The sequence below is a fragment of the Streptomyces sp. NPDC002994 genome, from assembly GCF_040611155.1.
Classification (GTDB): domain Bacteria; phylum Actinomycetota; class Actinomycetes; order Streptomycetales; family Streptomycetaceae; genus Streptomyces.
This window is the reverse complement of the sequence record NZ_JBEXNQ010000010.1, coordinates 229,573-255,979: the sequence shown is the minus strand read 5'-3', so window position 1 is coordinate 255,979 and position 26,407 is coordinate 229,573. Positions and strand designations below refer to the sequence as shown.

Genomic DNA, 26,407 nt, shown 5'->3' with positions numbered 1-26,407 from the left:
TCCCTTCCTCACCCCTTACCCACGCCGAAGCGTCGTTTTTTTGGGCTCGGTTCTGTCTCTCCCGCACCACCGGGTCACGCCAGGTGGGCGCGGACCTCTTCCGCTGCCGCGTGGCCGTACGCCTTCGTGAAGCGGTCCATGAAATTCGCGCGGCGCAGCGTGTACTCCTGCGTGCCCAGCGTCTCGATCACCAGCGTCGCCAGCATGCACCCGACCTGCGCGGCGCGCTCAAGGCCGACGCCCCAGGCGAGCCCGGACAGGAACCCCGCACGGAACGCGTCGCCGACGCCGGTCGGGTCGACCTTGCCGTCCTCCTCGGGGCAGCCGACGACCACCGGCTCGTCCCCGACCCGCTCGATGCGCACGCCCCGCGAGCCAAGGGTGGTGACGCGGTGGCCGACCTTGCCGAGGATCTCCTCGTCGGTCCAGCCGGTCTTGGACTCGATGAGCCCCTTCTCGTACTCGTTGGAGAAGAGGTACGTCGCGCCGTCGAGCAGCGTGCGGATGTCTTCCCCCGTCATGCGGGCGATCTGCTGCGAGAAGTCCGCCGCGAACGGGATGGACCGGGTCTTGCACTCCTCCGTATGGCGCAGCATCGCCTCGGGGTCGTCCGCGCCGATCAGGACGAGGTCCAGGCCGCCCACGCGCTCGGCGACCGCCTGGAGCTCGATCTGGCGGGCCTCACTCATCGCGCCCGTATAGAAGGAGCCGATCTGGTTGTGGTCGGCGTCGGTGGTGCACACGAAGCGGGCGGTGTGCAGGACCTCGGAGATGCGCACCGAGCCGGTGTCCACTCCGTGCCGGTCGAGCCACGCGCGGTACTCGTCGAAGTCCGAGCCGGCCGCGCCGACCAGGATCGGAGCCGTGCCGAGCTGGCCCATGCCGAAGCAGATGTTGGCGCCGACACCACCCCGGCGTACGTCGAGGTTGTCGACCAGGAAGGAGAGCGAGACCGTGTGCAGCTGGTCCGCGACCAGCTGGTCGGCGAAGCGGCCGGGGAAGGTCATGAGGTGGTCGGTGGCGATGGAGCCGGTGACTGCGATACGCACGACGAGGACGCTCCTGTGAAGGGGTGGCGTTGACAGTTCACGCTACCTGGTCGTAGCCCTCTCGCACTAAGCGGCAAAACTACCCAATAGTAGGGCTTTTTTCCGGACGTCCCTGGTGCCTACGGTGCCAGCATCAGGGTCCGCAGCGTGGCGGGCCCCAGAGCTACGGGAGCATCCCGCATGCCGAAGCACAGCGTTACGTCGTCCGCCCGCGCCGCCGAGCAGGACGGCGGCCTGGAGGAACTGCGCGGGGACTGCGCCCGTATGGTCCCGCACTGGGCGGTGCCCGCGACCGCCGCGCCCTCTCCTGTTCCGGCCTCGCTCATCCACGGCATCACCGTGCCGCCCGCCTCGGCACGCCTGGTGGGCGGGATGTCCGAATACGGGGGCTGATCCCGGACCCCGAGGCGCACGAGGGGAGTACGAGGGGAACCGCACGCTCCCCCGCTCCGTCCCACCGGTGTCCCCCGTAAAGGGGAGACGACATACGGCACAGGACGGCAGAGCAGCCGAAGGAGCGATGCGGTGAGCACCGAGCGACCGGAAGAGGACGCGGTCAGCGTCCACAGGCGGCGTTCCCCGCTGGCCGCCGCCTCAGTGGCCGCAGCAGTGCTGCTGGCCGGGGGCGGCGCCGCCTACTGGGCGTCGACCGCCGCGGACGGCGGAGGCAGCGGTACGAGGAGCGGCGCGGCGGCGGGCGACGGCACGACGCCGCCGCCGCTCAACCTCGATGGCCACACGGACGGCAGCGCGCCGGGCATCGCGCCCGGGGAGCCCGATCCGCACGGCGGGGTGACCTACCGCGCCGACAAGAAGCTGCCCCAGGGGCCCGACTCCGCCCACGTGTACCGGGCGTCGGGCGCGGTCACCGAGGCGGAGGTGGCGCGGCTGGCCGAGGCACTCGGCGTACCGGGCAAGCCGCGCGTCGAGGGCACGGCCTGGAAGGTCGGGGTCACCAAGGACGGCTCGGGGCCCGTGCTCCAGGTCAACAAGCAGGCGCCGGGCACCTGGACGTTCGCGAAGTACGGGCCGGGCGGCAGCGACAACTGCGCCAAGGCCGACAAGTGCCCCGACACCTCCTACCGGCCCGGCGGCGAAGGGCCCGCGGTGAGCGAGAAGGCCGCGAAGGAGGCTGCGGCACCCGTGCTGAAGGCGCTGGGCCAGGACGACGCCACACTGGACGCCCGCCAACTGATGGGCGCGGTACGGGTGGTGAACGCCGACCCGGAGGTGGGCGGGCTGCCGACGTACGGCTGGGCGACCGGCATCCAGATCGGCTCCGACGGGCAACCGGTGGGCGGCAGCGGGCAGTTGAAGAGCCTGAAGAAGGGCGCCGAGTATCCCGTGATCAGCGCGGACGAGGCGCTGAAGCAGCTGAACAAGGCCGGGCAGGGTGCCGGCAAGGTCGGCATCGGCGGTTGCGCGACGCCCGTGCCGCACGGCGACGAGGGCGACACGGCGCAATCGCCTTGCGAGCCGGACGGCGGGCAGCCGCCGGCCTCGCCGGAGCCCGTGGCCGTGGGCGGGGCGGTCTTCGGGCTGGCCGCGCAGTACGTCGACGGGCGGCAGGCGCTCGTACCTTCGTGGCTCTTCGAGGTGAAGCCCGGGGGCGGCGCACAGCCGTTCACGATCACGCACCCCGCGGTCGATCCCGACTACCTGGCCGGGCCGCCCGCCTCGCCGGCTCCGCCCGAGAGCGGCAAGCCGTCGGCGGAGCCGCGGCAGGTCCAGTCGTACAGCGCCGACGGGCGCAAGCTCACCCTGCACTTCTGGGGCGGCGTGTGCAGCGACTACGCGGCGAAGGCGAGCGAGGAGAACGGGTCGGTGAAGGTGAAGATCACCGAGACCAACCCGGACCCCGGGCGGGCCTGCATCCTGATCGCCAAGGAGCTCAAGGAGACCGTGACGCTCGACAAGCCGCTGGACGGCCGGAAGGTCGTGGACACGCGGAGCGGTGAGACCGTGCCGCGCGCGTAGGGCCGTACGTGCGTACGTGCGCGCGTACGAAGAAGGCGGCGGTCCCGGTCCGGGGCCGCCGCCTTCTCTCGCTGCGAACTCTTAGCTGAACGAGTCGCCGCAGGCGCAGGAGCCCGTGGCGTTCGGGTTGTCGATCGTGAAGCCCTGCTTCTCGATGGTGTCGACGAAGTCGATGGAGGCGCCGCCGAGGTACGGGGCGCTCATGCGGTCGGTGACGACCTTGACACCGTCGAAGTCCTTGACGACGTCGCCGTCGAGCGAGCGCTCGTCGAAGAAGAGCTGGTACCGCAGGCCCGAGCAGCCACCGGGCTGGACGGCCACGCGCAGCGCCAGGTCCTCCCGGCCTTCCTGGTCCAGCAGGGCCTTGACCTTGGAGGCGGCGGCGTCGGACAGGAGAATGCCGTCGCTCACGGTGGTCTTGTCGTCCTGAACGGACATCTACATCTCTCCCGGGTTGTACGGACTGCTTGCCGACCTGTGCAACCGGCGCGGCCGCGGATTCATTCCAGGCCTGAGCGCCTGTCTTCTCCATTCATGCTCGCACACCCCCATCCGTAAGGGCACGGCGCTGGCCGCGGCGGGAATTCGTCACACCGACGACATCGGCATCGTCAAAGTGACATGAAGCAGGTTATGATAGATAACGTCAAATCGACGAAAAGCGTGTTCGCAGACAAGAAAGGGTGCGTGTCGTGACCACCGCCCAGCCACTGGATGTCCAGCCGTCGCCGCTCGCTCTGCTGCTGCTAGGCCGCGAGGCCGACGCCAAGAGCGAGCGCGGTGTCGACTGCCCCGGCGACCTGCCGTCGCCCTCCGACCCGGACCTGGTGGAGCGCGCCCGCGCCGCCAAGGAAAAGCTCGGGGACAAGGTCTTCATCCTCGGTCACCACTACCAGCGTGACGAGGTCATCCAGTTCGCCGATGTCACCGGGGACTCCTTCAAGCTGGCCAAGGACGCGGCCGCCAAGCCGGAGGCCGAGTACATCGTCTTCTGCGGCGTGCACTTCATGGCCGAGTCCGCGGACATTCTCACCTCCGACGACCAGAAGGTCGTACTGCCCGACCTGGCGGCCGGCTGCTCGATGGCCGACATGGCCACCGCCGAGCAGGTCGCCGAGTGCTGGGACGTACTGACCGAGGCCGGAGTGGCCGAGCAGGTCGTGCCCGTCTCGTACATGAACTCCTCCGCCGACATCAAGGCGTTCACCGGCAAGCACGGTGGCACGATCTGTACGTCGTCGAACGCGAAGCGCGCGCTGGATTGGGCCTTCGAGCAGGGCGAGAAGGTTCTGTTCCTGCCCGACCAGCACCTCGGGCGCAACACCGCCGTCCGGGACATGGGCATGTCGCTGGACGACTGCGTGCTCTACAACCCGCACAAGCCGAACGGCGGCCTGACCGTCGAGCAGCTGCGGAACGCGAAGATGATCCTGTGGCGCGGGCACTGCTCCGTACACGGCCGCTTCTCGGTCGAGTCCGTCAATGACGTGCGCGAGCGCGTCCCCGGCGTCAACGTCCTCGTGCACCCCGAGTGCAAGCACGAGGTCGTGGCGGCCGCGGACTACGTCGGCTCGACGGAGTACATCATCAAGGCGCTGGAGGCGGCCCCGGCCGGTTCCAAGTGGGCCATCGGCACCGAGCTCAACCTGGTGCGCCGGCTCGCCAACCGGTTCGCGGCCGAGGACAAGGAAGTCGTCTTCCTCGACAAGACGGTCTGCTTCTGCTCGACCATGAACCGCATCGACCTGCCGCACCTGGTGTGGACCCTGGAGTCGCTGGCCGAGGGCAACCTGGTCAACCGCATCGAGGTCGACCGCGAGACCGAGCAGTTCGCGAAGCTCGCGCTGGAGCGGATGCTGGCGCTGCCGTAGGCGCGTCTCCCGCTTCTCGTACGCCAAGGTAAGGGGCACCCCGCAATGCGGGGTGCCCCTTACCCGCGTTACCGGGTGCGGGGCTGTGGCTTACCTGCAAGCGTGGGAGGCGATGAGGCGATGAGTTCTGCGGCGCCCGGACGTCTACCACTGCACAAGGCCATCAGCCGCCCCGGAAGGGTGAGGAACATGCAGTACATGATCCAGATGAACGTGCCCGCCGATGAGTGGGACGGCATGATGTCGTCGTTCTCCAAGGAAGACATGCTGGCGATGTTCGCGCACATGGACGCGCTCAACCAGGAACTCGGCGTGCGGGGCGAGCTGGTGGAGGCCCGTGGTCTCGGCGGCCCCGCCATGGTGAAGACGGTACGGGCGACCGACGACGGCCGGGCGAAGGTGACCGACGGGCCCCAGGCGCCGGGCCTCATCCTGGCCGGGTACTGGGTCGTCGACGTCAAGGACGAGGAACGGGCCCTGGAGATCGCCGCGCGGGCGTCGGCCTGTCCCGGCCCCGGAGGCAAGCCCGGAAACGATCCGGTCGAGGTGCACGCCATCCCCGAGGGGCCGCCCGAGGTACCCGAAGCCTGAGAACGGGCGAGCCCCGGCCACCTGTGGAGGCGACCGGGGCTCGTTGACGCAGTGTGTACGCCGGTCAGACCTTCGCCGGCGCCGGCTCCTGCGACTCGGCGTCGGACTCGGCCGGGGCGCCCGCCTTCGCCGCGCGCTTGGTCGCCTTCTTCTTGGCGCGGCGCTCCTTGCGGAGCTCCACCATCGCGTACAGCGTCGGCACCAGGAGCAGCGTGAGCAGCGTCGAGGTGATCAGACCGCCGATCACCACGATCGCCAGCGGCTTCGAGATGAAGCCGCCCTCGCCGGTGATGCCCAGCGCCATCGGCAGCAGCGCGAAGATCGTCGCGAGTGCCGTCATCAGGATGGGCCGCAGGCGGTGACGGCCGCCCTCCAGGACCGCCTCGACGACGCCCAGACCCTGGGCGCGGTACTGGTTGATCAGGTCGATCAGGACGATCGCGTTGGTGACCACGATGCCGATGAGCATCAGCATGCCGATCATCGCCGGGACACCCATGGGCGTACCGGTGATGAGCAGCAGGCCGATCGCGCCGGTCGCCGCGAACGGGATGGAGACCAGCAGGATCAGCGGCTGGACCAGCGAGCGGAACGTCGCCACCAGCAGCATGAAGACGATCGCGATGGCCGCCAGCATGGCCAGGCCGAGCTGGGCGAACGCCTCGTTCTGGTCGGAGGAGACGCCGCCGATCTCGACGCTCGCGCCCGCCGGGAGCTCCTTCTTCAGCTCGGTGATCTTCGTCTGGAGCGCGGCGGTCACCGCGCCCGTGTTGTCGGCCGTCGGCTTGGCCGTGATCGTCGCGGCGCGGGCGCCGTCGATCCGGGTCTTGGAGACCGGCCCGGCGACCAGCTTCACGTCGGCGATGTCGCCGAGCTTGACCTGCCCGAGGTTCAGCTTCTTCAGCTCGTCCATCGTGGTCGCCGGCCGGGCCGACTTCACGACGACGTCGCGCTCGGTGTCGCCGATGATCGCCTTGCCCGAGGTGGTGCCGCGCACCGCCTGGGTGACGGCCGCGCCCAGCGTGGCCTGGCTGAAGCCCGCCTCGGCCGCCTTGTCGTTGGCCTGGACGGAGATCCGCGGCACGCTCTGGGCCAGGTCGCTCTGTACGTCGGTGACGTCGTCGAGCTTGGCGATGGCGTCCCGTACCTGCTCCGACGCCTTCTTCAGCACATCGCCGTCACCGGCCTTGACCACGACGCTCAGGTCCTGGCTGCCGAAGCCGCCGCCCGCGCCGATCGTGGTGTCGCCGATGCCGTCGAGCTTGCCCAGCTCCTCGTCGATCCGCTTCTGGGTGGCCTCGGACTCGGAGGCGTCCCTGAGGGTCAGCTGGTACGTCGCCTGATTGGCGCCCGTGCCTCCGCCGAAGGCGGCCGCGAAGCCCGAGGAGCCGACCGTGACCTGGTAGTCCTTGATCGTGTCGATCGAGTCGAGCGCCTTCTCGACCTTCAGGGCGGCCTCGTCGGCCGCCGCCAGGCTGGTGCCCGGCTTCAGCTCCTGGGTGACGGACAGGGTGTCCTGCTCGCCCTCGTCCAGGAAGTTGGTCTTCAGCAGCGGCGCCATGGCGAACGTACCGATGAGGACGACGACCGCGATGGCCAGGCTCATGAGGCGGCGGCGGGTCGCGAAGCGCAGGACGGGGACGTACATCCGCTGGAGCGGGCTGCGCGCCTCCTTCTCCTCCGCCTTGCGGCGCAGAGCAGCTGTGTCTGCCGGGGCGGAGACGCCCTCGGAGCCCTTGGGCGGGCGCAGGAACCAGTACGAGAAGACGGGTACGACGGTCAGGGACACCAGCAGGGAGGCCAGCAGCGCCGCCGTGACAGTGAGGGAGAACGAGCCGAACAGCTGGCCCACCATGCCGCCGACCAGGCCGATCGGCAGGAAGACGGCGACGGTCGTCAGCGTGGAGGCGGTGACCGCGCCGGCCACCTCCTTGACCGCGGTGATGATCGCCGAGTGGCGCTCCTCGCCGTACGCCAGGTGACGCTTGATGTTCTCCAGGACGACGATCGAGTCGTCGACGACGCGGCCGATGGCGATGGTCAGCGCGCCGAGCGTGAGGACGTTGAGCGACAGGTCGCGGGTCCACAGCACGATCAGCGCGAGGACGACCGACAGCGGGATGGAGATGGCGGTGACGAGCGTCGAGCGGACCGACGCGAGGAAGACCAGGATGACGATGACGGCGAAGACCAGGCCGAGGGCGCCCTCGGTGGTCAGGCCCGAGATCGACTTGGAGACGGCCGGGCCCTGGTCGAAGACGACCGCGATCTCGCTGCCGGAGCCGAGGCTGTCGCGCAGGTCGGGGAGCTTGTCCTTGACCGCGTCGGAGATGGCGACGGCGCTGCCGTCCTGGTCCATGGTGATGGCCAGGGACAGGCTGGGCTTGCCGTTGGTGCGGGTGATGGAGACGGCGGTGGCGGGCTGTTCCTTGACGGTGGCGACGTCACCGAGGCGTACCGGCTTCGGCGGCTTGCCCGCGCCCGAGGGCGTCGCGGTGACGCGCAGGTCCTCGATCTGCTGGAGCGAGGTGTAGCCGCCGCCGACCTGGACCGTGCGGCTGTTGCCGTCCTCGGCGAAGGAGCCGGCCGGGACGGTCGCGCCGCCCGCCTGGAGGGCCTGGCCGAGCGCGGCGGCGTTCAGACCGGCCGCTGCGAGCTTCTTGTCGTCGGGGGTGACGGCGACCTGGAGGTCGCGCACACCGTCGATGGTGACCTGGCCGACGCCGTCGATGTCCTCCAGTACGGGGACGACGGTGTTCTCCAGCCGGTCGGCGAGCGCCTGCTGGTCCTGGCCGGAGGTGACGGCGAGCAGGACGGTCGGGATGTCGTCCGTCGAGCCGGCCACGACCTGCGGGTCGACGTCGTCGGGGAGCTGGGCGCGGGAGCGGTTCACGGCCTGCTGGACGTCGGCGACGAGCTGCTTCGTGTCGTTGCCGTAGTCGAACTGGGCCATGATCACGGCGTTGCCCTCGCTCGCCGTGGAGGTGACGCCGGTGATGCCGTCGACTGCCTTGATGGTGCCTTCGAGCGGCTCGACGACCTGCTTCTCGACCACATCGGGGGACGCGCCCTGGTCAGGGCGCCAGCACGGACACCATCGGGAACTCGATGGTGGGCAGCAGTTGCTGCTTCAGCTGCGGTATCGCGATGGCACCGAAGACGATCGCGATGATCGACATCAGACCGATCAGCGCCCGCTGAGCGAGGCTGAATCTGGACAGCCAGGACATGGGTGGTCTCTCTTCTGTGGCGTGCGAGGCAGGAGAGGCAGTCGAGCGCGCCCCGTTTATACGATCAGCCACGCGAAGAGGGCGATTCCTCGCTCCCAGGTCCCTTTCTTATGCGGCGCATACCGCGTCTGGAGTACGCGCCGCTACACCTTCACTCCACCCTTGGCCGTACGAGGCCCGATTCGTACGCGATTACCACCAATTGGGCGCGATCGCGGGCCCCGAGCTTCGCCATCGCCCGGTTCACATGGGTCTTGACGGTGAGCGGGCTGACGACCAGCTGCTCGGCGATCTCGTCGTTGGAGTTGCCGCCCGCGACCTGGACGAGGACCTCGCGCTCGCGCACGGTCAGCGCCGACAGCCGCGCGGTGCGGGCCGCCGCGGCTTCGTCCTCGTCCGCGCTGCCGCTCTGGCCAAGGGCACTCGCCTGCTTCAAGAACGTGGCGATCAGGCCCGTCGTCGCCGCGGGTGAAAGCAGCGCCTCACCGGCCGCGACGATACGGATGGCGTTGAGCAGCTCGTCCGGCTCCGCGCCCTTGCCCAGGAAGCCGGAGGCACCGGCGCGCAGCGACTGCACGACGTACTCGTCGACCTCGAAGGTCGTCAGCATGATGACGCGTACGGCGGACAGTTCCGGGTCCTCGCTGATCATGCGGGTGGCGGCGAGGCCGTCCGTACCCGGCATGCGGATGTCCATCAGGACGACGTCGACGCCGAGCGAGCGGGCGAGTTCGACGGCTTCGGCGCCGTCCGCGGCTTCGCCGACGACCTCCATGTCCGGCTCGGAGTCGACCAGGACCCGGAACGCACTGCGCAGGAGCGCCTGGTCGTCGGCGAGCAGCACCCTTATGCCGGTCGTCGTGGCCGCCGTCGTGGCCGCCGTCATGCGGTCTCCCCCGTGTTGTCCCCCGGACGCGCCTTGAACGGCAGGATCGCATGTACGCGAAAGCCGCCGCCGTAGCGGGGCCCCGTCGTCAGGGTCCCGCCGAGGGCGGTCACGCGCTCGCGCATGCCGAGGAGGCCGTGGCCGCCGCCTTCGGACCCGTCGCCCGCGCTCTGTGTCCTCTCCGTTTCCCCACCGCTGTCGATCACGGTCACTTCGGCGGACGAGCCGACGCGGACCACGCTGACCTCGGCCTTGGCGTGCGCGCCCGCGTGCTTCTGGACGTTGGTCAGGGCCTCCTGGATGATCCGGTACGCCGCGAGGTCGACGGCGGCGGGCAGCGGCGCCGCGACTCCCTTGTCGGGCCGGGCGACCTCCACCGGGAGGCCCGCGTGCCGGAAGGTGTCCAGGAGCTGGTCGAGCACGCCGAGACCGGGGGCGGGTTCGGTCGGGGCCTCGGGGTCGCCGCTCTGGCGGAGCAGGCCAACGGTGGCGCGCAGTTCGTTCAGCGCGGAGCGGCTGGCCTCCCGTACGTGCGCGAGGGCTTCCTTGGCCTGGTCGGGGCGCTTGTCCATGACGTGGGCCGCGACGCCCGCCTGGACGTTGACCAGCGCGATGTGGTGGGCGACGACGTCGTGGAGGTCGCGCGCGATGCGCAGGCGCTCCTCCGCCACCCGTCGGCGGGCCTCTTCCTCGCGGGTCCTCTCCGCTCGCTCGGCGCGTTCGCGGATGGCGTCGACGAAGGCGCGGCGGCTGCGTACGGCGTCCCCGGCGGTCGCCCCGATCCCCGTCCAGGCGAAGATCCCGAGGTTCTCCTGGGAGTACCAGGGACCGCTGCCGAAGCACATCGCGGCGGCGGTCAGGCCGGTCATCGTCAGCAGGCCGACCCGCCAGGTGGTGGGGCGGTCGGTGCGGGAGGCGACCGTGTAGAGGGCGATGACGGCGCTCATCGCGACGGGAGCCGGCGGGTCGCCCGCGACGAGCTCGGCGACCGTGACGACGCCGGTGAAGGCGAGTACGGCCATGGGCCTGCGGCGGCGGAAGACCAGGGCGGCGGAGCCGAGCACCATCAGGACGACGCTGCGGAGTCCGGGCGTCCGGGTGCCGAAGGTCGGGCCGTTGGGGCCGCCGTGCGGGTCGGCGAAGGAGCCGATCACCATCATCACCAGGACGGCGAACGCGATGGCGGCGTCCAGGGCGAGGGGATGAGCGCGGAGCCAGCACCGGGAGCGGGTGAATCCCGTACCGAGGGCAGTCATGTCACGCAACGGTACGGCGTTCGAGCGGGAGCGCGAGCCGCTGCGCGGGGCTGCTCCCCTACCCGCCGGACGGGCTGATCGTGCCGGGGTGCGGTCGCGTCTGCCGGCGTCAGATCTCGCTGGGGTCCGCCGGGATCAGGCCGTCGTCGGCCAGCATTTCGCGTACCTCGTCCAGCGTCGCGTCCTCGCCCGGGAGAATCAGCTCGGAGGGTTCGAGGGCGTCGTCCGGCAGTGGCTCCCCGAAGCGGCGTACCGCGTCGAGGAGCGCACCGAGCGTCCTGCGGAAGCCGGACTCGTCCCCGCTCTCCATTTCGGCGAGCAGTTCGTCGTCCAGCTTGTTCAGTTCGGTGAAGTGGCTGTCGGCCACCTTCACCTGGCCCTCGCCCATGATCCGTACGATCACGACGTGCTCCTTCGCGGAGTGCGACTGAGGCGGCCCGGACTACTGCTTGTCGAACTTGTGCCGGTTCTGCGGCGCCTGCGTCCCGTCCTGCGAGCCGCCTTCGAGCGCCTGCTGCTGCGCCGTCGGACCGCCCGCCAGCTCGGCCTTCATGCGCTGCAGCTCCAGCTCTACATCTGTACCACCGGAGATGCGGTCCAGCTCGGCGGCGATGTCGTCCTTCGCCATCCCGGACGGGTCGTCCAGGGCGCCGGAGGCCAGCAGCTCGTCGATCGCGCCGGCCCGCGCCTGGAGCTGCGCGGTCTTGTCCTCGGCCCGCTGGATCGCCAGGCCGACGTCGCCCATCTCCTCGGAGATGCCCGAGAAGGCCTCGCCGATGCGGGTCTGCGCCTGCGCGGCGGTGTAGGTCGCCTTGATGGTCTCCTTCTTCGTACGGAAGGCGTCGACCTTGGCCTGGAGGCGCTGCGCGGCGAGCGTCAGCTTCTCCTCCTCGCCCTGGAGCGTCTGGTGCTGCGTCTCCAGGTCGGTCACCTGCTGCTGCAGCGAGGCACGCCGGGACAACGCCTCGCGGGCGAGGTCCTCCCGGCCGAGCGCGAGCGCCTTGCGTCCCTGGTCCTCCAGCTTGGAGGACTGACCCTGCAGCTGGTTCAGCTGCAGTTCGAGCCGCTTGCGCGACGTCGCCACGTCGGCGACACCGCGGCGTACCTTCTGAAGCAGCTCGAGCTGTTTCTGGTACGAGTAATCGAGGGTCTCGCGCGGATCCTCGGCCCGGTCAAGGGCCTTGTTTGCCTTCGCGCGGAAGATCATCCCCATACGCTTCATGACACCGCTCATGGGCTTCGCGCGCCCCCTTCTGACGGACTACGGACTCCAGCTCCAGCACTTGAACCCACACTACGGGCCCTGCATCCATTACCGCACTGTTCGCGGGCCGATGCGCTCCTCCTCCAGGACGACTACCGTCCCGCCGGACTCCAGCTCAGGGAGTAGGCGACGGCCGATGGCAGTCGGGGAAACGGACCGTTGCGGGATCGTTCCCCTCCGGGCCGGTGTCCATGCGCCGTACCCCGTACCCTTGGTCTTTGTGTTCCGTAGCCGTTCCTCCAAGGAAGAGAAGGCCCCCACCGACAAGGTGCAGGTGGACCTCTCCAAAACGTCCCGTGATCCGCAGGCCCCGAAGGGCCGCCCCACCCCGAAGCGCGCTGTCGCACAGTCGCAGCGCCGCAACGGGGCGGCGGCTCCGTCGAACCGCAAGGAGGCGATGAAGCGTCAGCGCGAGGCCCGCCGTGCGGACCTGGCAAGGCAGCGGGAGGCACTGGCGAGCGGAGACGAGCGCTTCCTGCCGGTCCGCGACAAGGGCCCCGTCCGTCGTTTCGTGCGCGACTTCGTCGACTCCCGCTTCTGCGTGGCCGAGTTCTTCCTGCCGCTCGCGGTGGTGATCCTCGTCCTCAGCATGGTCCGCGTCAGCAACATCCAGAACATCGCGCTGCTGCTGTGGCTCGGTGTGATCGTGATGATCGTCGTCGACTCGATCGGCCTGGTCATCCGGCTCAAGAAGCAGCTGAACGAGCGCTTCCCGAACGAGCCGAAGCGCGGCGCCGTCGCCTACGGCCTGATGCGTACGCTCCAGATGCGCCGCCTGCGCCTGCCGAAGCCCCAGGTCAAGCGCGGGGAACGACCCTGAGCGCTGACATCTCCGGATTCGCCGGTGCTGCGGCCGACTGGCTGAAGGTTACTGGCGGGCTGCGCGACATCGTCCGCCAGGAACTGGTCGCGCGCCAGCTCGACGAGCAGATATCGGCCCGCTTCCCGGTGGGCCGGCGGCTCGCCGTCCTCGACGTCGGCATGGGCCAGGGCACGCAGGCCCTGCGCCTGGCCCGGGCCGGTCACAAGGTGACCGGCCTGGAGTCCGACCCCGACATGCTGGTCGCGGCGCGCGAGGCGCTGGCCCGTGAGCCTGAGGGCATCCGCGAGCGGGTGCGCCTGGTCGAGGGCGACGGCCTGGAGACCGGGGTCCACTTCCTGCCCGGAAGCTTCGACGTGGTGCTGTGCCACGGCGTGCTGATGTACGTGCAGGAGTCCGACGCGATGGTCGCGGGCCTGGCCCGCATGCTGGCGCCCGGCGGCCTGCTGTCCCTCCTGGTACGCAACGCCGACGCGCTCGCGATGCGGCCCGGCCTTGCCGGGGACTGGGCGGGGGCGCTCGCCGCGTTCGACTCGGACGCGTACACCAACCGGCTCGGTCTGCCGGTGCGCGCGGACCGTCTCGACGCCCTGACGGCGACCCTCGCCGGGATCGCCGCCCCGCTGCGCGCCTGGTACGGCGTGCGGATCTTCACCGACAACGTCGAGGGCGACGCCAATGACGCGTCGCGGCTTCCGGCGGAGGAGCTGGAGCGGGTCCTGGCCCTGGAGGACCGCGCGAGCCGGACCGATCCCTACCGCCGGGTCGCCGCCCTGCTGCACCTCTGCGGCGTACGGGGCTGACGGCCGCGGGGCTGAAGCTGCCCCTGGCGCCCCTCCGATGGACCCTCCCCACGAGCCTCGGATTCCCCCAAAAGGGACACTCCAGGCATGGACGGATCACCTGACCACGGCCGCAGGCCACGCCGCCGTATTCCCCTGCCGCTCCCGCTGACCGCCGCGTCCTGTGTGGTCGTACTGGCGTGTCTGAGCGGGTGTTCCGACTCGGATGCCGCGTCGCCGCAGTCGACGGCGGAGGCGGGCGCGCCCCTGGCGGCGCGGCAGGACCTGGAGAGTGACTACCAGAAGGTGATCAGGGACGTGCTGCCCTCGGTCGTCCAGATCGACGCGTCGGAGGGCCTGGGCTCGGGTGTCGTCTACGACGACAAGGGCCATGTCGTCACCAACGCCCATGTGGTCGGCCGGGAGCGAGACTTCAAAGTCACGGCGGCCACGGGCGGCGCCGTGCTCGGCGCGCGGCTCGTCGCAGCCTACCCGGAGCAGGACCTTGCCGTCATCAAGCTGGACAGAGTCCCCGACGCGCTGAGGCCGGCGAGGTTCGCGGACTCGTCCCGGGTCGAGGTGGGGCAGATCGTGCTGGCGATGGGCAGCCCGCTGGGCCTTTCCAGCAGCGTCACGCAGGGCATCGTCTCGGCGGTCGGCAGGACCGTGAGCGAGGGGCGCTCGGGCGGGGGCACGGGCGCGACCATCGCGAACATGGTGCAGACGTCGGCCGCGATCAATCCCGGCAACAGCGGCGGCGCGCTGGTGAACCTCGACAGCGAGGTCATCGGCATCCCCACCCTGGCGGCCACCGACCCCGGCATGGGCGGCAGCGCGGCGCCCGGGATCGGCTTCGCGATCCCGTCCTCGACGGTGAGGACGATCGCCGACCAGATCGTCAGGGACGGCAGGGTCACCCACTCGGGGCGGGCGGCGCTGGACATCACGGGCCGTACGGTCGTGGACGACGACTTCGAACCGTCCGGCGTCGCCGTCGTAGCGGCCGAACCGGGCGGCGCGGCGGCAAGGGCCGGCCTGCGGGCCGGGGACATCATCACCGCGCTCGACGACACCGACATCACCACGATCACCTCGCTGGCGGAGGCCCTGGCCGCGCACAAGCCGGGCGACGAGGTACGGGTGAGCTACGTGCGCGACGACAACAGGCGCACGGCGGAAGTCACGCTGGGCGAGCTCTAGAGAGTGCGGCGGCCTCGATCGCCGGAGGGGCTCGGTGGGAGCCGCTCCGGCGGTCAGGTCGAGCGATCAGGCCCTCAGGCCCTCAGGCCTTCACGCTTCTTCTGCGTGCAGGTTCATCGGGCCGTAGATCTTCGTGCCGTCGTCGAAGAGCACCACCTGGTCGGCGCCGCCCTCGACCAGGTCCTTCCAGACCTCGCCGATCCACGATTCCGCGTCGCCCTGCGTGGTGAACTCCTCCGGCACCACCGCCGGCTGGACCTCCGTACCGTCGGCCTTCTCGAACCGCCACGTCCACGCCATGTCGCCTCCCGGGTCCCACCCGTGCTTTTCTCCAGCACAGCCTGCCCCGCAGAGTAGCCGGGCGCGCATCACCGGCGGGGACGCGGGAGGATCGTCCTCGTGGAACTGACTCTCCTCGGCACCGGGGCCCCGGCAGGCCTGCCCCGCCCCGACTGCCCCTGCGCCTCGTGCGCCACCGCCCGCGGCGGGCTCGCCCGGGCGGCGACCGCGCTGCTCGTGGACGACGCGCTGCTGCTCGATCTGACGCCGGGGGCCGCGCTGGCCGCCGCCCGTGCCGGACACTCGCTCACCGGCGTACGGCAGGTGCTGCTGACGCACCCGCACGACGGGCCGCCGATGGAGCTGCCGGCCGGGCTTCCGGCGGCCGGGAGGGTGCCCGACGGGCGGGTGCTGACGCTGATCAGCGGGCACCGGGTGCGGGCCGTCCCGATGGATTCGCCCGGCACGGGGTACGAGGTGACCTCGCCGGAGGGCGAGCTGCTGCTGTACCTGCCGCCGGGCGGGGGTCCGGCCGGGGGGACCCCGGACGGCCGTACGTACGACATGGTCGTCGCCGACGTCACGGGCCGGCCGGACGCGCTGGCGCGGCTGCGGGCGGCGGGGGCGGTGGGTGCGACGACGGACGTCATCGCCGTACACCTGGATCACGACGTGCCGCCCGGCCCCGAGCTGGAGCGGCGGCTCGCGGCGGCGGGTGCGCGGGCTGTGCCGGACGGGACGACTGTGGTGGTTGGGGAATACCACGCGGTGCCGGACGTTCCGCGGCGGACGCTGGTGCTGGGCGGGGCACGGTCGGGCAAGTCGGTGGAGGCCGAGCGGCGCCTGGAGACGTTTCCCGAGGTCGTGTACGTCGCCACGAGCGGCAGGCGGGAAGGTGACGGGGAGTGGGCGGAACGGGTCGGTCTGCACCGGGAACGCCGGCCGGGCGCGTGGCGTACGGAGGAGACGTGCGAGCTCGCTCCGCTGCTGGCGGCTGACGGGCCGCCGCTGCTGATCGACTGCCTGGCGCTGTGGCTGACCGACGCGATGGACCGGGTCGGGGCGTGGGACGACGCGAAGTGGGCGGCGGACGGGCGGCGGGCGCTGGGGGAACGGGTGGCGGAGCTGGTGGCGGCGGTACGGGCGACTCGGCGGACGGTGGTGGCGGTGAGCAACGAGGTCGGCTCGGGGGTGGTGCCGGCTACGGCGAGCGGGCGGCGGTTCCGGGACGAACTGGGGCGGCTGAACGCGGCGTTCGCGGGTGAGTGCGAGCAGGTGTTGATGGTGGTGGCGGGGCAGGCGGTGGTGCTGCGGGGGTGAGTGGGGCGGTGTGGCGGTGCGGGCGGGTGCGGAGTGGGTGTCGGGTGCGGGCTGCCTGCGGCGCTGTTTCCCCTACCCGCCCCTTCCCGAACTGGGGCGCTGCCCCAGACCCCGCTCCTCAAACGCCGGAGGGGCTGGAGTTGGCCGGGTTGGCTCTGCGAGCCTGCTCAGCCGGGCTTGCCCCCCACGCGGCGGAGCCGCAAAGTGTCACAGCGGGAAGGGGCGGGGTGGGGAAAGCCCCGCAGGGACCCCGCACGGGCGGGGCACACCCCTGACGGTTCGTCAGCAAAGGTGCCGGTACTGTTCGGCGAATGAGCTCGCTTAACCTCGACGACTTCTCCGACCTGATCGAGCGCCCCGACGGCGGCGTACGGCGCGATGCCGAAGAGCGCCGGGAGCGGCTGATCGTGCCGCCCGGCGCGCTCGGCCGGCTCGACGAGCTGGGTGAGTGGCTGTCGGCCGCGCAGGCGTCCGTACGGGTCAAGCCCATCGAGCGGCCCCGTGTCGTTCTCTTCGCCGGTGATCACGGCGTGGCCGGGCTGGGGGTCTCCGCCCGTCCCGCCGGCGGCGCCCACCGGCTGGTGCGTTCCGTGCTGGACGGTGAGAGCCCCGTCGCCGTGCTCGCCCGCCGTGCCGGCGCGACCGTACGGATCGTCGACGCCGGGCTCGACTGCGACCCGGAGCTGCTGCCCGACGACGTCGTACGCCATCGCGTGCGGCGCGGTTGTGGGCGTATCGACGTCGAAGACGCGCTCACGCTCGACGAAGCCGAGCAGGCCGTGCGTCTCGGGATGGCGATCGCCGACGAAGAGGCCGACTCCGGGACCGATCTCGTCGTACTCGGTGACCTGAGTGTCGGCGGTACGACCGCCGCCGCCACCCTCATCGCGGCCCTGTGCGGTACGGACGCCTCCGTCGTCACCGGCCGCGGCGGCGCCCCCATCGACGACCTGGCCTGGATGCGCAAGTGCGCCGCCATCCGCGACGCACTGCGCCGGGCCCGCCCGGTGCTCGGGGATCAGTTGGAGCTGCTGGCCACAGTCGGCGGCGCCGACCTCGCCGCCGCGACCGGTTTCCTGCTGCAGTGCGCTGTGCGGCGTACGCCGGTGATCCTCGACGGCGTGGTGTCCGCGGCCTGCGCCCTGGTGGGCCAGCGCGCCGCTTTCCGGGCGCCCGACTGGTGGCTCGCGGGTCAGGTGAGCGGCGAGCCGGGCCAGGCCAAGGCGCTGGACCGGATGGCACTCAACCCTCTGCTCGATCAGGGCGTCACTGTCGGGGAAGGCACCGGGGCATTGCTTGCCCTCCCCCTCGTACAGGCCGCCGCCGCCCTCGCCGCGGAGCTGCCCGAGCGGCCGGCGGACGAGGAAGAGGCAGAGGAAGGGACGGCCGAAGGGACGGTCGAAGGGGCCGTCGAAGAGACCGTCGGCGAGGCCGGAAACGCAACCGGCTGACCGTGTGGACGGCCGGCCGCCACCGGCCGCTCATCCGCACCTTTGGCGGCACGGTGCCCCATATCATCGCGTTTCATGGGAGAAGTCCGCTTGGTCACCGAAGGCACGAAGCAGTCGCGAACGAGCCCTGCGGACCGGCGCACTCCCCGGTCGCGCCGCAGCGCGGCATTCGCCGTCTGGTATCTGCGCATCGTCACGTTCATCAACTTCCTGAGCGCCGTCTGGGTTTCGCTCGGTCAGGATCTGCGGCGCCACAACACCGACGACTACTTCACCCCATATCTGCTGACGGCGGGCTTCGCCTCCGGCGCCTTCACGCTCTTCCTCGCGATCACCATGCGCCGCCGCAAACGCGCCGCCTGGATCCTCAACCTCGTACTCGGCGGGCTCTTCTTCCTGCTCTTCGCCCTCGCGATGCTCTTCCCCGAGGTACGGCAGTACTGGCAGAACTGGGTGTCCCTGGTCCTGACCGGCGCCTTCGTCCTGTCCCTGCTGCTCGGCCGGCGCGAGTTCTACGCCAAGGGTGACCGCTCGAACCCCGTCCTGGCCGCCGTCGTCGCCGTCGGCGGGCTGCTGGTCACCTCGCTGATCGCCGCCCTGCTCGTCACGGCCAGCAACACCGCGCCCGACGACACCCGGGCCTCGTTCCTGGACCGCTGGCACTACGGCGTGATGCGGCTGGTGTCGCTGGCCCCCGAAGACGCCCGGTTCGCGGGCATCACCACGCCGGGCTGGGTCAACGTCACCATCAACGTCATGAGCACCCTGCTGCTCCTCGCCGTCCTGTACGCCGCCTTCCGCTCACGCAGGACCGTCGAGCCCCTCACCGAGGAGGACGAGGCCGGACTCCGCACCCTCCTCGACAAGTTCGGCGAGCGCGACTCCCTCGGCTACTTCGCGCTGCGCCGCGAGAAGAGCGCCGTGTGGTCCCCCACCGGCAAGGCCGCCGTCACCTACCGGGTCGTCGGCGGCGTATCGCTCGCGTCCGGCGACCCGATCGGCGACCCGGAGGCCTGGCCGGGCGCCATCGAGCCGTGGCTGGCACAAGCGCGCGAACACGGCTGGATTCCCGCCGTGATGGGCGCCAGCGAGGAGGGCGGCACGATCTACGCCCGGCACGGACTGGACGCGCTGGAGCTGGGCGACGAGGCGATCGTCGAGATTGACGAGTTCACCCTGGAAGGGCGTGCGATGCGTACCGTGCGCCAGGCCTTCAACCGGGTGAAGCGGGCCGGGTACACCGTCCGCATCCGCCGCCACGAGGACATCCCCGACGACGAGATGGCCGAGCTGCTGCGCAAGGCCGACGACTGGCGCGACGGGGAGACCGAGCGCGGCTTCTCGATGGCGCTCGGGCGGCTCGGCGACCCGGCGGACGGTCAGTGCGTCATGCTCGAATGCACCGACGGCGCCGGGGAGCTGAGAGCGGTGCTGAGCTTCGTGCCGTGGGGGCCGCGCGGGCTCTCCCTCGACCTGATGCGGCGCGATCGTGACTCCGAGAACGGGCTGATGGAGTTCATGGTCATCGAGCTGCTCCAGCACGCCAAAGAGATGGGGATCACGCAGGTCTCACTGAACTTCGCGATGTTCAGGTCGGTCTTCGAACGTGGCTCGAAGCTCGGTGCGGGGCCGGTGCTGAGGATGTGGCGCTCGCTGCTCAGCTTCTTCTCGCGCTGGTGGCAGATCGAGTCGCTGTACCGCGCCAACGCCAAGTACCGGCCGATCTGGGAGCCCCGCTTCATGCTCTTCGAGAAGAGCTCCGACCTGCTGCGCATCGGCATCTCGGCGGCCCGCGCCGAGGGCTTCCTCGAAGCGCCCGGCCTGCCCAAGTGGATGCACCGCAAGCACCTGGAGACGAGACGGTGACGGTGACGGCGGCCCGGCGCTTCGCGCGCCGCGAGTGGGGTCCGCTGTACGCCGACGTACGGACCGCACTCGTCGCCCGGAAGTGGCGGGCCGTCCCGCTGACGCTCGTGGCGGTCGGTCTTACGGCGCTCTTCCAGGCCGTACAGCACCAGTCCTGGGGCCACGGCCCCGTCCACGCCATCGGCTTCGTACGCGCCGAGGACCCGCTGTGGCTGTCCCTGCTGCGCACCCCGCTGTCGCTGTTCGTGCCCGCGCTCGACCTGCCGGTGTGGGGCGCGCTCGCGCAGGTCCTGCTGGTCTTCGGCATCGCCGAGATCTGCGTCGGGCGGGCGCGCACGCTGATCGTCGCGTACGTCGCGACGCTCGCCGGGACGCTGTACGCGCGGGTCGGCATCGCGCTCGGCCTGGGCGGCCCGCTCGGGGTGCTCGGGCTGCCCGCCTCCGACGCGCAGGTGGTCGACACCGGCCCCTCGGCGGCGGTCGTCGGCCTCGCCGTCCATGTGTGCCGGCGGTACGGGGCGTACTGGACAGGGGGACTGGTGGTCGTGGCGATGGTGGTCGAGGTGTGCGTCAAGAACAACCTCGCGGGCAAGGAGCATCTGGCGGCGATCGCCGCGGTGCTGGTGGTGTGGGCGGTCGCTCACTTCTCGTCGCGCGTCGGCTTCGGGTCGGGGGTCCGGTCCGGGGTCCGGCCTGAGGTCCCGACCGGGGGCCCGTCCGGGGTCCCGACCGGCGTCCCGTCCGAGGTCCCGACCGGCGTCCAGTCCGGGGTCCCGCCGATCAGGTCCTGAACCTTGCGGCTGAGCCCCGACCAGCGGCGGTCGTGGTGCCACAGCCGCAGCGCCGCTCTGGCGCGGGCCTTGGGGCGCCGGCGGTAGAGGTGCTTCGCCCACGGGGAGGCGGGCTTGGCCAGCCTGATGGCGCCGACGAGCGCCACGACGGGCACGACCGTACCGAAGAGGGCCGTGAGGACTTTCCCCTTGCTGAGCGCGACCACCGCGAGGAGGAAGTTGCAGCACACGTTGAGGATGAGCGCGGCGCGGCTCTGCCGCTCGTCCGGCGTCAGCTGGTCCACCCCGAACGGGACGGATCCGATGAGGACCAGTCCCACCACGGCGGCGGTCACGACCACGACCTCCACGCTCTGGCGGCCCTGTTCGCTCCAGTAGACGTCGTCGAGATGGAGGACCAGCGCGAACTCGTCCAGGACCAGCCCCGCACCCATCCCGAAGATCACAGCGCACAGCGCCGAACTGACACCGCGCGCGCCGGTCGCCACCGCCCCGAAGCCGCCGATCGTCATCAGGATCACGCCGGGCACCACGTGGTGGATGTGCAGACCGCCGGGCGAGACGTTCCTGAAGGGGCCGCGGCCCGCCCGGATCAGCCGGGTGATGGTGCGGGTGATCGCGAACGTGAGGACGAAGGAGAGCAGGGCCAGCAGCAGCGGGAGCTTCCCCGGCTCGAGGATGTTGCGGTACCACCAGTGACCCATGCCACTCGCTTCCCCTCTGTGTGGTTTTGTGCGCTATGCGCAACCTACCGGCCGTCTCCGGCGACTAGCGTGCGCGCCGTGACCTCTCTTCTCAGCGACGGCATACGTTTCGCCTTCGGCACGCTCACCGTGCTTCCCGTACGCGTGACCCGGTGGGACCGCGAGGCCGCTCGCGCCGGAATGCTGTGCGCCCCCCTCGCCGGGCTCGTCGTGGGCCTGTGCGCGGCAGCCCTCGGCGGCGTACTCCTGCTGCTCGGCTCGGGGCCGCTGCTCGCCGCCGTGGCGAGCGCCGCCGTACCCGCCGCCCTCACGCGGGGCCTGCACCTCGACGGACTCGCCGACACCGCCGACGGCCTGGGCAGCGGCAAACCGGCCGAAGAGGCGCTGCGCATCATGAAACAGTCGGACATCGGCCCCTTCGGCGTCATCACGTTGCTGTTCGTGCTGCTCGCCCAGGTCGCGGTGCTTTTCGAGCTGTACGCCGCCGGGTGGGCCCACGGCGCGGTCGGCGCCGCCGTCTCGGCCGTCGCCGCCCGCCTCGCCCTGACCCTCGCCTCCCGTACGGGCGTCCCCCCGGCCCGGCCCGACGGGCTGGGCGCGGCGGTCGCGGGCACGGTGTCGGTGCGTACCGCGGTGGCCGTCACGGTCCTGGTGACCGCCGCCTGCGCGGGCGTCGCGGGTGCGCTGTTCGGCCCGTACGCCGCCCTGCGTCACGCCGCCGCCGTGCCGGCCGCACTCGCCGCCGCGCAGCTGCTGCTGCGCCACTGCGTGCGCCGCTTCGGCGGGGTCACGGGCGACGTCTTCGGCGGCGTCGCGGAGACCGCGGCGACGGCCGCGCTGGTGGTAATGGTGCTGATGTGACGGAGGAACAGCACTGGGATGTAAGGCAGTTGACTGACCGTCACCGCAAGGTGCACGCTCTTCCCCCACGGCTGTCGGGGGAGACAGAAGATGCCCGAGTTTCCAGGCTGGGACCACAGCAGCGAATTCACTGAGGCCTATCGCAAGGCGGTGCGCAGCCGGTCACGGCTGGCGAAACGCGGCCCGAAGCACCCGCCCATCGTGCTGCGGACCGGCGCGGAGGAGGCCCAGCAGGCCCTGGAGGCCCTGGAGCTGGGCCTCCAGCGCTCGTCGAGGGCGCGGGGCACCGTGCCGTGCACTCCGTACGCCCATGTCGACTGGCGCGCGGGCTCCCGGACCGAGCTGATCGCCAAGGTCGCCGAGGAGCTGAAGAAGAACGCTCCCGTCGAGGCGGGCAGGCTGCGGCTGCCCGCCTACGACCTGCTCCGATGCGTCGCCGACAATGGAGCGGGCACGGATGCCCAGCTGGCGGACCGGGTGTTCGCCAGGCACCGGGGGCGCGCGACCGCCGTACTGCCGGCCAGGGACACCACGGGCCCCACCGTCAACGCGGGGTTCATGACGGTCCCGCTCCGCTCCGTCTGGTCGCTGGCGGAGCGCGTCCGTCTCAAGTTCTGGGAGCGCCGCTGGGAATGGCGTCTCGCGCGGCGCAGGCGCTACCGCCTGCTGTGGCCGGAGAACTACCGGGGCATGCGCACGTACGCCGCCGCGCTCGCCGAGTTCCACCGGACGTGGGAGGCGGCCGTCCGGCCCGACAGCACTCCACGGGACCTCGACCGGTGGGACGGGCTGCTCCTCGCGGCCCTGATGACCGATCTGTACGCTCACGCCCGCCAGGGGCTGCTCCACCCGGGCCGCAGACGCCGCCGCCCGCGCCACGCTCTGCTGCTCAACGGCACGCGGCCCGCGGCCGACGGCGGCGACGGGGGCAGCACGGCCGTAGCGGGCTTCGTCAGGCTGTACGGCGCCCAGCAGCGGCCGAGTCCCAACGCGGCCACGGTGCTCATCGCCGCGCTGCCGGACACCCACGACGCGGCGCCCGGCAACGGCACGCTGGAGGAGGCGGCGCGCCGGCTCGACCCCGCGAAGGGTGCGATCCCAACGCCCTACGAGGTGCGGCTCCCGCGCCCGGAGCCGGGCAGCCGCAGCGTGACGGTGCTGCCGGTCTGGACGCCGTGGGTGCGGCTGCGGCCCGGCGGGGAACTGGCCCTCGAAGCGGGGGCGCTCGCCGTCGCCCTGTGGCTCACCGGACAGCTCGCCTTCGTCCCGTACCTCGGCAGCCCCTTCACGGACACGTACACGCAGTGCCTCACCGGCTCCGACTACGTACAGCAGCAGTCCAGGGCGGCCAAGCCCGCGCTCCCCGCCCAGTACGCCGACGCGCTCAAGATGATCGCCGAGCAGAACAAGACCGCGGAGACGGAGGGCAGGCCCGAGCGGACGGTGACCATCGCCCACGTCCGCGCCTCGGTGGCGCCGAACGAGGCGGAGCGGCAGTCCGGCGCGGCCATCCCCGAACTGCGCGGCCTCGCGCTGGCCCAGCAGTCGCTGCACCGCCTCGCGCCCGCCAACGACAACGGCATCTGGGTGCGGATCAAGACGTACGACGCCGGATTGCAGTTCAAGAACGCCCGCAAGGTGGCGGCGGAGATCGTCCGCGAGGCGGAGAAGGACCAGCATCTCATCGGGGTCACGGGATTCACCGAGAGCCGTAAGGAAACGGTCGCGGCGCTGCGCGTTCTCAACTCGGCCCGGATTCCCATTGTCAGCTCCACGGCCACAGCGAAAGCCATGGAGGTCGGGCGTTATTACCACGGCGCCGCGCCGAACAACAAGCGGGAGGCGCGGGTCGTGTCGCAGTTCGTGAAGAACGCGAATACGGTGCGTACGGGAGAGAATTCCTGCGCACCCGCGGAAAGCGTCGCCGTGGTGACCGATCCGACCGATGTGTACAGCGACGAACTCGGCAGGGAGTTCGCCCTGGACTTCCGCTCGGCGGGCAGCCGTATCGGCTACATCCCCGGCGGGAACAGCGGAGTCGTCGTACCGAACGAGCCCGACCTCGACATGAAGTTCAGCATGTCGGAGGTGGCGGAAGCGGTGTGCAGCAGGGTGGCGGGAAAGAACAAGACGCTGGTCTACTGGACCTCGCGGGTACGGGAGTTCGACAATTTCCTGGAGACTTATCAGAGCCTCAGCAAATGCGCGAACAAGGACCTCACCGTGATGGGCGGGAACGAGCTCACCAATGCGGCGCTCTCCGGCGGATTCGTGGGGAAGTCCTGGCTGCACCTTTATCACACGGCCCATATGCTGCCCGCCGGACATCCGGACCGCAGCGCGACGGCGAAGGCGTTCAACGACGCTTACACCGAGAAATTCACCCGGTCCGATCTGTGGCTGAACGACGGGCACGCCGCGCTCGCCCACGACGCGGTGCAGGTGCTCGCCCAGGCGACGAGTCAGGCGAACGCGGCGGGTGTCGAACTGACCCGGCCGAATGTCCAGCAGATCATCAACAGCGGTTCCTTCGACCTGGAGGGGGCCAGTGGCCGCCTGCTGTTCGCGGCGGGCTCGCTCCAGCGGCCGCTCAACAAGCTGCTGACCGTCCTGCACCACGGGAAGGACGGCTCGGCGCCGGTGCTGATGTGCGGGGACTCCGGGAAGAACATCGATGCCGGGAAGGAGTGGCGGCAGGGCGGTACGTCGTACGACTGCCCGGAGGACGAGTAGGCGCGGCCTGTCGCCCGCCTTACTCGCAGGGCTCGCGCCACACCCCCAGGTCATACTTCTTCAGCATCGAGCTGAGCCGCAGCTCGCGCGCCTGGGGGCAGAAGCGGCTCGTCGGCAGCTCGTACTCGACGTGGAAGACCGCCTTGCCGGCGTCGATGAACGGCGTGAGCTTCTCGCACTCGTCGTACTGGGCGCACTGCTCGTTGACCGCGAAGTCGAAGTCCCCGACGAGGTCGGGGATCTGGTCGAGGTCGTTCTTGAGGCCGACGGCCAGGCCGCGGTCGTGGGCGAGGCGGGCGATCAGGCGGTTGTAGTCGAGCTGGTGGGCGGCGGTCAGGGGGAAGCCCGTGCGGTTGCGGTAGCCGTCCATGTTGTCGGGCTCCACCGCGTCGAAGCCCTTGTCGCGGCAGAGGTCCATGCGGTGGGCCATCAGGGGCTCCAGGATGTCGGTACGGCGGATGTCGAGCCAGCGCTCGCCCTTCCAGCCGTTGCCCCGGCCCAGTACGGACTTCGGGAACGCGGCGGCGTCCGGCCTGAAGTCCTCCCACGCGCCGGTCGAGAGGTAGCAGATGACCTTGCGGCCGCGGTGGTGCAGGTCGGCGACGGCGGAGGCGGGGTGGTCGAAGCCGTCGATGTCGTACACCGGTACGTCGACGGCGGGGTCGAGCTTGCCGCTGAGCTGCCATTGCCAGGCGAGACCGGGGTGGGGCTGCCAGCGGGTGGTGTTCGGCCCGCGGTCGTCGGGTGCGGGTGGGCCGCCGCCCGTACAGCCCGCGAGCAGGAGCAGCGGGAGGAGGAGCAGGAGTACGCGTCGGTGCCTCACCGGGCCGCCTCAAGCGCGTGCGGCAACGTGCCCCACGGGTGAGGTGCTTCGCCCGGTACGGCGCAGCCGATACCGGCGGTGAACTCGGCGGTGGGCGGTGCGGCGTAGACGAGGTGGCAGAAACGGTCGTGCGCGTACGCCGCTGTCCAGGGCGGGGGGTCCTGGGCGGCGCTGCGGTACGTGCACGTGTACGTGTCCCAGGTGCCCTCGAACGTGACGAGTACATCGGCGAGTTCGAGGTAGCCGGGGTCGGGGTGGACACCGTGGTTCAGCACGAGGGTGGCCGCGCCGGCCGCGCGCGCGGCGACGGCGAGACGCCGGTAGTGGGGCAGCGCGTCCGGTTCCGCCGTCACCTGGTCCAGGAACGCGCCGTCCGCGCCGTACCAGTCGCGGTGGCGCAGCAGGTCCCGCACCACCGCGGCGTGCGGGCGGCGCGCGTAGTCCGTGTCGGCGTACCCGAGGACGCGTACGCCCGCGGCGCGCAGGCGCGTCGACACGGCGGCGAACGCGGGGTCGGGTGCGGCGCCGGGGCCGCTGTCCGGGTTGAGTACGACTCCGTACAGGCGGGGGGCCGCCCGGATGACGGCGTCCCAGGCGGCCGGGCGTTCGGCGGGGTGCTCGTAGAAGGGTACGAGCAGGTTGTTCACGTGGGC

The 26,407-nt window shown here is 71.0% G+C and carries 22 protein-coding genes and 1 pseudogene; 13 read left to right on the top strand and 10 right to left on the bottom strand.

Translation table 11 applies throughout. From position 1 onward, the window contains the following. Window positions 1-74 precede the first annotated feature (74 nt). A complete protein-coding gene (locus ABZX79_RS16460; protein WP_355257072.1) occupies window positions 75-1,049 on the bottom strand; it encodes a carbohydrate kinase family protein in 975 nt (324 codons plus the stop codon). A gap of 180 nt (window positions 1,050-1,229) precedes the next feature. Between ABZX79_RS16460 and ABZX79_RS16455 the strand changes: the two genes are divergently transcribed. Both ABZX79_RS16455 and ABZX79_RS16450 read left to right on the top strand, forming a co-directional pair. Then, complete coding sequence (locus ABZX79_RS16455; RefSeq protein WP_355257069.1) at window positions 1,230-1,442, top strand: hypothetical protein; 213 nt, start codon at window positions 1,230-1,232, stop codon at window positions 1,440-1,442. A 132-nt stretch (window positions 1,443-1,574) separates the two neighbouring features. Beyond that, window positions 1,575-3,026, top strand: coding sequence for a hypothetical protein (locus ABZX79_RS16450; RefSeq protein ID WP_355257066.1), 1,452 nt, complete (start codon window positions 1,575-1,577; stop codon window positions 3,024-3,026). A gap of 81 nt (window positions 3,027-3,107) precedes the next feature. Here the strand turns inward: ABZX79_RS16450 and ABZX79_RS16445 are convergent, their stop codons facing one another. Continuing rightward, window positions 3,108-3,464 (bottom strand): iron-sulfur cluster assembly accessory protein, encoded by a 357-nt coding sequence (locus ABZX79_RS16445; RefSeq protein ID WP_069929089.1) that lies wholly within the window; start codon window positions 3,462-3,464, stop codon window positions 3,108-3,110. A gap of 245 nt (window positions 3,465-3,709) precedes the next feature. On the opposite strand from ABZX79_RS16445, the gene nadA reads away from it, so the two are divergent. Beyond that, window positions 3,710-4,897, top strand: coding sequence for a quinolinate synthase NadA (gene nadA, locus ABZX79_RS16440; RefSeq protein WP_355257062.1), 1,188 nt, complete (start codon window positions 3,710-3,712; stop codon window positions 4,895-4,897). A 198-nt stretch (window positions 4,898-5,095) separates the two neighbouring features. Then, window positions 5,096-5,488 (top strand): hypothetical protein, encoded by a 393-nt coding sequence (locus tag ABZX79_RS16435; protein WP_355257059.1) that lies wholly within the window; start codon window positions 5,096-5,098, stop codon window positions 5,486-5,488. Between the two features lie 64 nt (window positions 5,489-5,552). Here the strand turns inward: ABZX79_RS16435 and ABZX79_RS16430 are convergent. From ABZX79_RS16430 to ABZX79_RS16410, 5 genes and pseudogenes are all read right to left on the bottom strand, one after another. Then, window positions 5,553-8,718: pseudogene (locus ABZX79_RS16430) on the bottom strand (efflux RND transporter permease subunit). A gap of 151 nt (window positions 8,719-8,869) precedes the next feature. Then, window positions 8,870-9,604: a response regulator transcription factor gene (locus ABZX79_RS16425; protein ID WP_355257056.1), complete on the bottom strand. Its 735-nt coding sequence runs from the start codon at window positions 9,602-9,604 to the stop codon at window positions 8,870-8,872. Beyond that, complete coding sequence (locus ABZX79_RS16420; protein WP_355257053.1) at window positions 9,601-10,860, bottom strand: histidine kinase; 1,260 nt, start codon at window positions 10,858-10,860, stop codon at window positions 9,601-9,603. Before ABZX79_RS16420 ends, ABZX79_RS16425 begins: the two co-directional genes overlap by 4 nt. A 109-nt stretch (window positions 10,861-10,969) precedes the next feature. Then, window positions 10,970-11,263: a hypothetical protein gene (locus ABZX79_RS16415; protein WP_355257051.1), complete on the bottom strand. Its 294-nt coding sequence runs from the start codon at window positions 11,261-11,263 to the stop codon at window positions 10,970-10,972. Between the two features lie 39 nt (window positions 11,264-11,302). Further along, on the bottom strand, window positions 11,303-12,082 hold the full coding sequence (locus ABZX79_RS16410) for a PspA/IM30 family protein (RefSeq protein WP_355257048.1): 780 nt from the start codon (window positions 12,080-12,082) through the stop codon (window positions 11,303-11,305). A 262-nt stretch (window positions 12,083-12,344) separates the two neighbouring features. On the opposite strand from ABZX79_RS16410, the gene ABZX79_RS16405 reads away from it, so the two are divergent. From ABZX79_RS16405 to ABZX79_RS16395, 3 genes are all read left to right on the top strand, one after another. Beyond that, on the top strand, window positions 12,345-12,944 hold the full coding sequence (locus ABZX79_RS16405; RefSeq protein ID WP_355257045.1) for a DUF3043 domain-containing protein: 600 nt from the start codon (window positions 12,345-12,347) through the stop codon (window positions 12,942-12,944). 59 nt (window positions 12,945-13,003) lie between these two features. Further along, window positions 13,004-13,747: a methyltransferase domain-containing protein gene (locus ABZX79_RS16400; RefSeq protein ID WP_355257125.1), complete on the top strand. Its 744-nt coding sequence runs from the start codon at window positions 13,004-13,006 to the stop codon at window positions 13,745-13,747. An 87-nt stretch (window positions 13,748-13,834) separates the two neighbouring features. Beyond that, window positions 13,835-14,926 carry a trypsin-like peptidase domain-containing protein gene (locus ABZX79_RS16395; protein WP_355257042.1) on the top strand — a complete coding sequence of 364 codons (1,092 nt, stop codon included), beginning with the start codon at window positions 13,835-13,837 and terminating at the stop codon, window positions 14,924-14,926. Window positions 14,927-15,016: 90 nt separating this feature from the next. Here ABZX79_RS16395 and ABZX79_RS16390 read toward each other — a convergent pair whose 3' ends face one another. After that, window positions 15,017-15,226: a hypothetical protein gene (locus ABZX79_RS16390; RefSeq protein ID WP_214977534.1), complete on the bottom strand. Its 210-nt coding sequence runs from the start codon at window positions 15,224-15,226 to the stop codon at window positions 15,017-15,019. Window positions 15,227-15,325: 99 nt separating this feature from the next. On the opposite strand from ABZX79_RS16390, the gene ABZX79_RS16385 reads away from it, so the two are divergent. The 6 genes from ABZX79_RS16385 (at window position 15,326) to ABZX79_RS16360 (ending at window position 24,931) form a co-directional block, all read left to right on the top strand. Continuing rightward, window positions 15,326-16,525, top strand: coding sequence for a bifunctional adenosylcobinamide kinase/adenosylcobinamide-phosphate guanylyltransferase (locus tag ABZX79_RS16385; protein WP_355257039.1), 1,200 nt, complete (start codon window positions 15,326-15,328; stop codon window positions 16,523-16,525). 311 nt (window positions 16,526-16,836) lie between these two features. Further along, complete coding sequence (cobT, locus tag ABZX79_RS16380; RefSeq protein ID WP_355257036.1) at window positions 16,837-17,976, top strand: nicotinate-nucleotide--dimethylbenzimidazole phosphoribosyltransferase; 1,140 nt, start codon at window positions 16,837-16,839, stop codon at window positions 17,974-17,976. A gap of 75 nt (window positions 17,977-18,051) precedes the next feature. Continuing rightward, window positions 18,052-19,842 carry a phosphatidylglycerol lysyltransferase domain-containing protein gene (locus ABZX79_RS16375; protein ID WP_355257033.1) on the top strand — a complete coding sequence of 597 codons (1,791 nt, stop codon included), beginning with the start codon at window positions 18,052-18,054 and terminating at the stop codon, window positions 19,840-19,842. Window positions 19,843-19,844: 2 nt separating this feature from the next. After that, entirely contained in the window at window positions 19,845-20,633 is a 789-nt protein-coding gene (locus tag ABZX79_RS16370) for a hypothetical protein (protein WP_355257123.1), read from the top strand. Window positions 20,634-21,415: 782 nt separating this feature from the next. Further along, window positions 21,416-22,198, top strand: coding sequence for an adenosylcobinamide-GDP ribazoletransferase (locus ABZX79_RS16365; protein WP_355257031.1), 783 nt, complete (start codon window positions 21,416-21,418; stop codon window positions 22,196-22,198). 90 nt (window positions 22,199-22,288) lie between these two features. Next, window positions 22,289-24,931: a hypothetical protein gene (locus ABZX79_RS16360; protein ID WP_355257028.1), complete on the top strand. Its 2,643-nt coding sequence runs from the start codon at window positions 22,289-22,291 to the stop codon at window positions 24,929-24,931. Between the two features lie 19 nt (window positions 24,932-24,950). On the opposite strand, the gene ABZX79_RS16355 is transcribed toward ABZX79_RS16360, so the two are convergent. Next, the gene (locus ABZX79_RS16355; protein WP_355257025.1) at window positions 24,951-25,754 is read right to left on the bottom strand and encodes an endo alpha-1,4 polygalactosaminidase; all 804 of its coding nucleotides are present in this window, start codon (window positions 25,752-25,754) and stop codon (window positions 24,951-24,953) included. After that, on the bottom strand, window positions 25,751-26,401 hold the full coding sequence (locus tag ABZX79_RS16350; RefSeq protein WP_355257022.1) for a spherulation-specific family 4 protein: 651 nt from the start codon (window positions 26,399-26,401) through the stop codon (window positions 25,751-25,753). Before ABZX79_RS16350 ends, ABZX79_RS16355 begins: the two co-directional genes overlap by 4 nt. Window positions 26,402-26,407 lie beyond the last annotated feature (6 nt).

Excerpts from the sequence above, each read along its gene's own strand:
- ABZX79_RS16390 (WP_214977534.1), bottom strand. The coding sequence starts at position 15,226 with ATGGCGTGGACGTGGCGGTTCGAGAAGGCCGACGGTACGGAGGTCCAG.
- ABZX79_RS16445 (WP_069929089.1), bottom strand. The coding sequence starts at position 3,464 with ATGTCCGTTCAGGACGACAAGACCACCGTGAGCGACGGCATTCTCCTG.
- ABZX79_RS16360 (WP_355257028.1), top strand. The coding sequence starts at position 22,289 with ATGCCCGAGTTTCCAGGCTGGGACCACAGCAGCGAATTCACTGAGGCC.
- cobT (WP_355257036.1), top strand. The coding sequence starts at position 16,837 with ATGAGCTCGCTTAACCTCGACGACTTCTCCGACCTGATCGAGCGCCCC.
- ABZX79_RS16375 (WP_355257033.1), top strand. The coding sequence starts at position 18,052 with ATGGGAGAAGTCCGCTTGGTCACCGAAGGCACGAAGCAGTCGCGAACG.
- ABZX79_RS16410 (WP_355257048.1), bottom strand. The coding sequence starts at position 12,082 with ATGAAGCGTATGGGGATGATCTTCCGCGCGAAGGCAAACAAGGCCCTT.
- ABZX79_RS16425 (WP_355257056.1), bottom strand. The coding sequence starts at position 9,604 with ATGACGGCGGCCACGACGGCGGCCACGACGACCGGCATAAGGGTGCTG.
- ABZX79_RS16420 (WP_355257053.1), bottom strand. The coding sequence starts at position 10,860 with ATGACTGCCCTCGGTACGGGATTCACCCGCTCCCGGTGCTGGCTCCGC.
- ABZX79_RS16435 (WP_355257059.1), top strand. The coding sequence starts at position 5,096 with ATGATCCAGATGAACGTGCCCGCCGATGAGTGGGACGGCATGATGTCG.
- ABZX79_RS16455 (WP_355257069.1), top strand. The coding sequence starts at position 1,230 with ATGCCGAAGCACAGCGTTACGTCGTCCGCCCGCGCCGCCGAGCAGGAC.
- ABZX79_RS16395 (WP_355257042.1), top strand. The coding sequence starts at position 13,835 with ATGGACGGATCACCTGACCACGGCCGCAGGCCACGCCGCCGTATTCCC.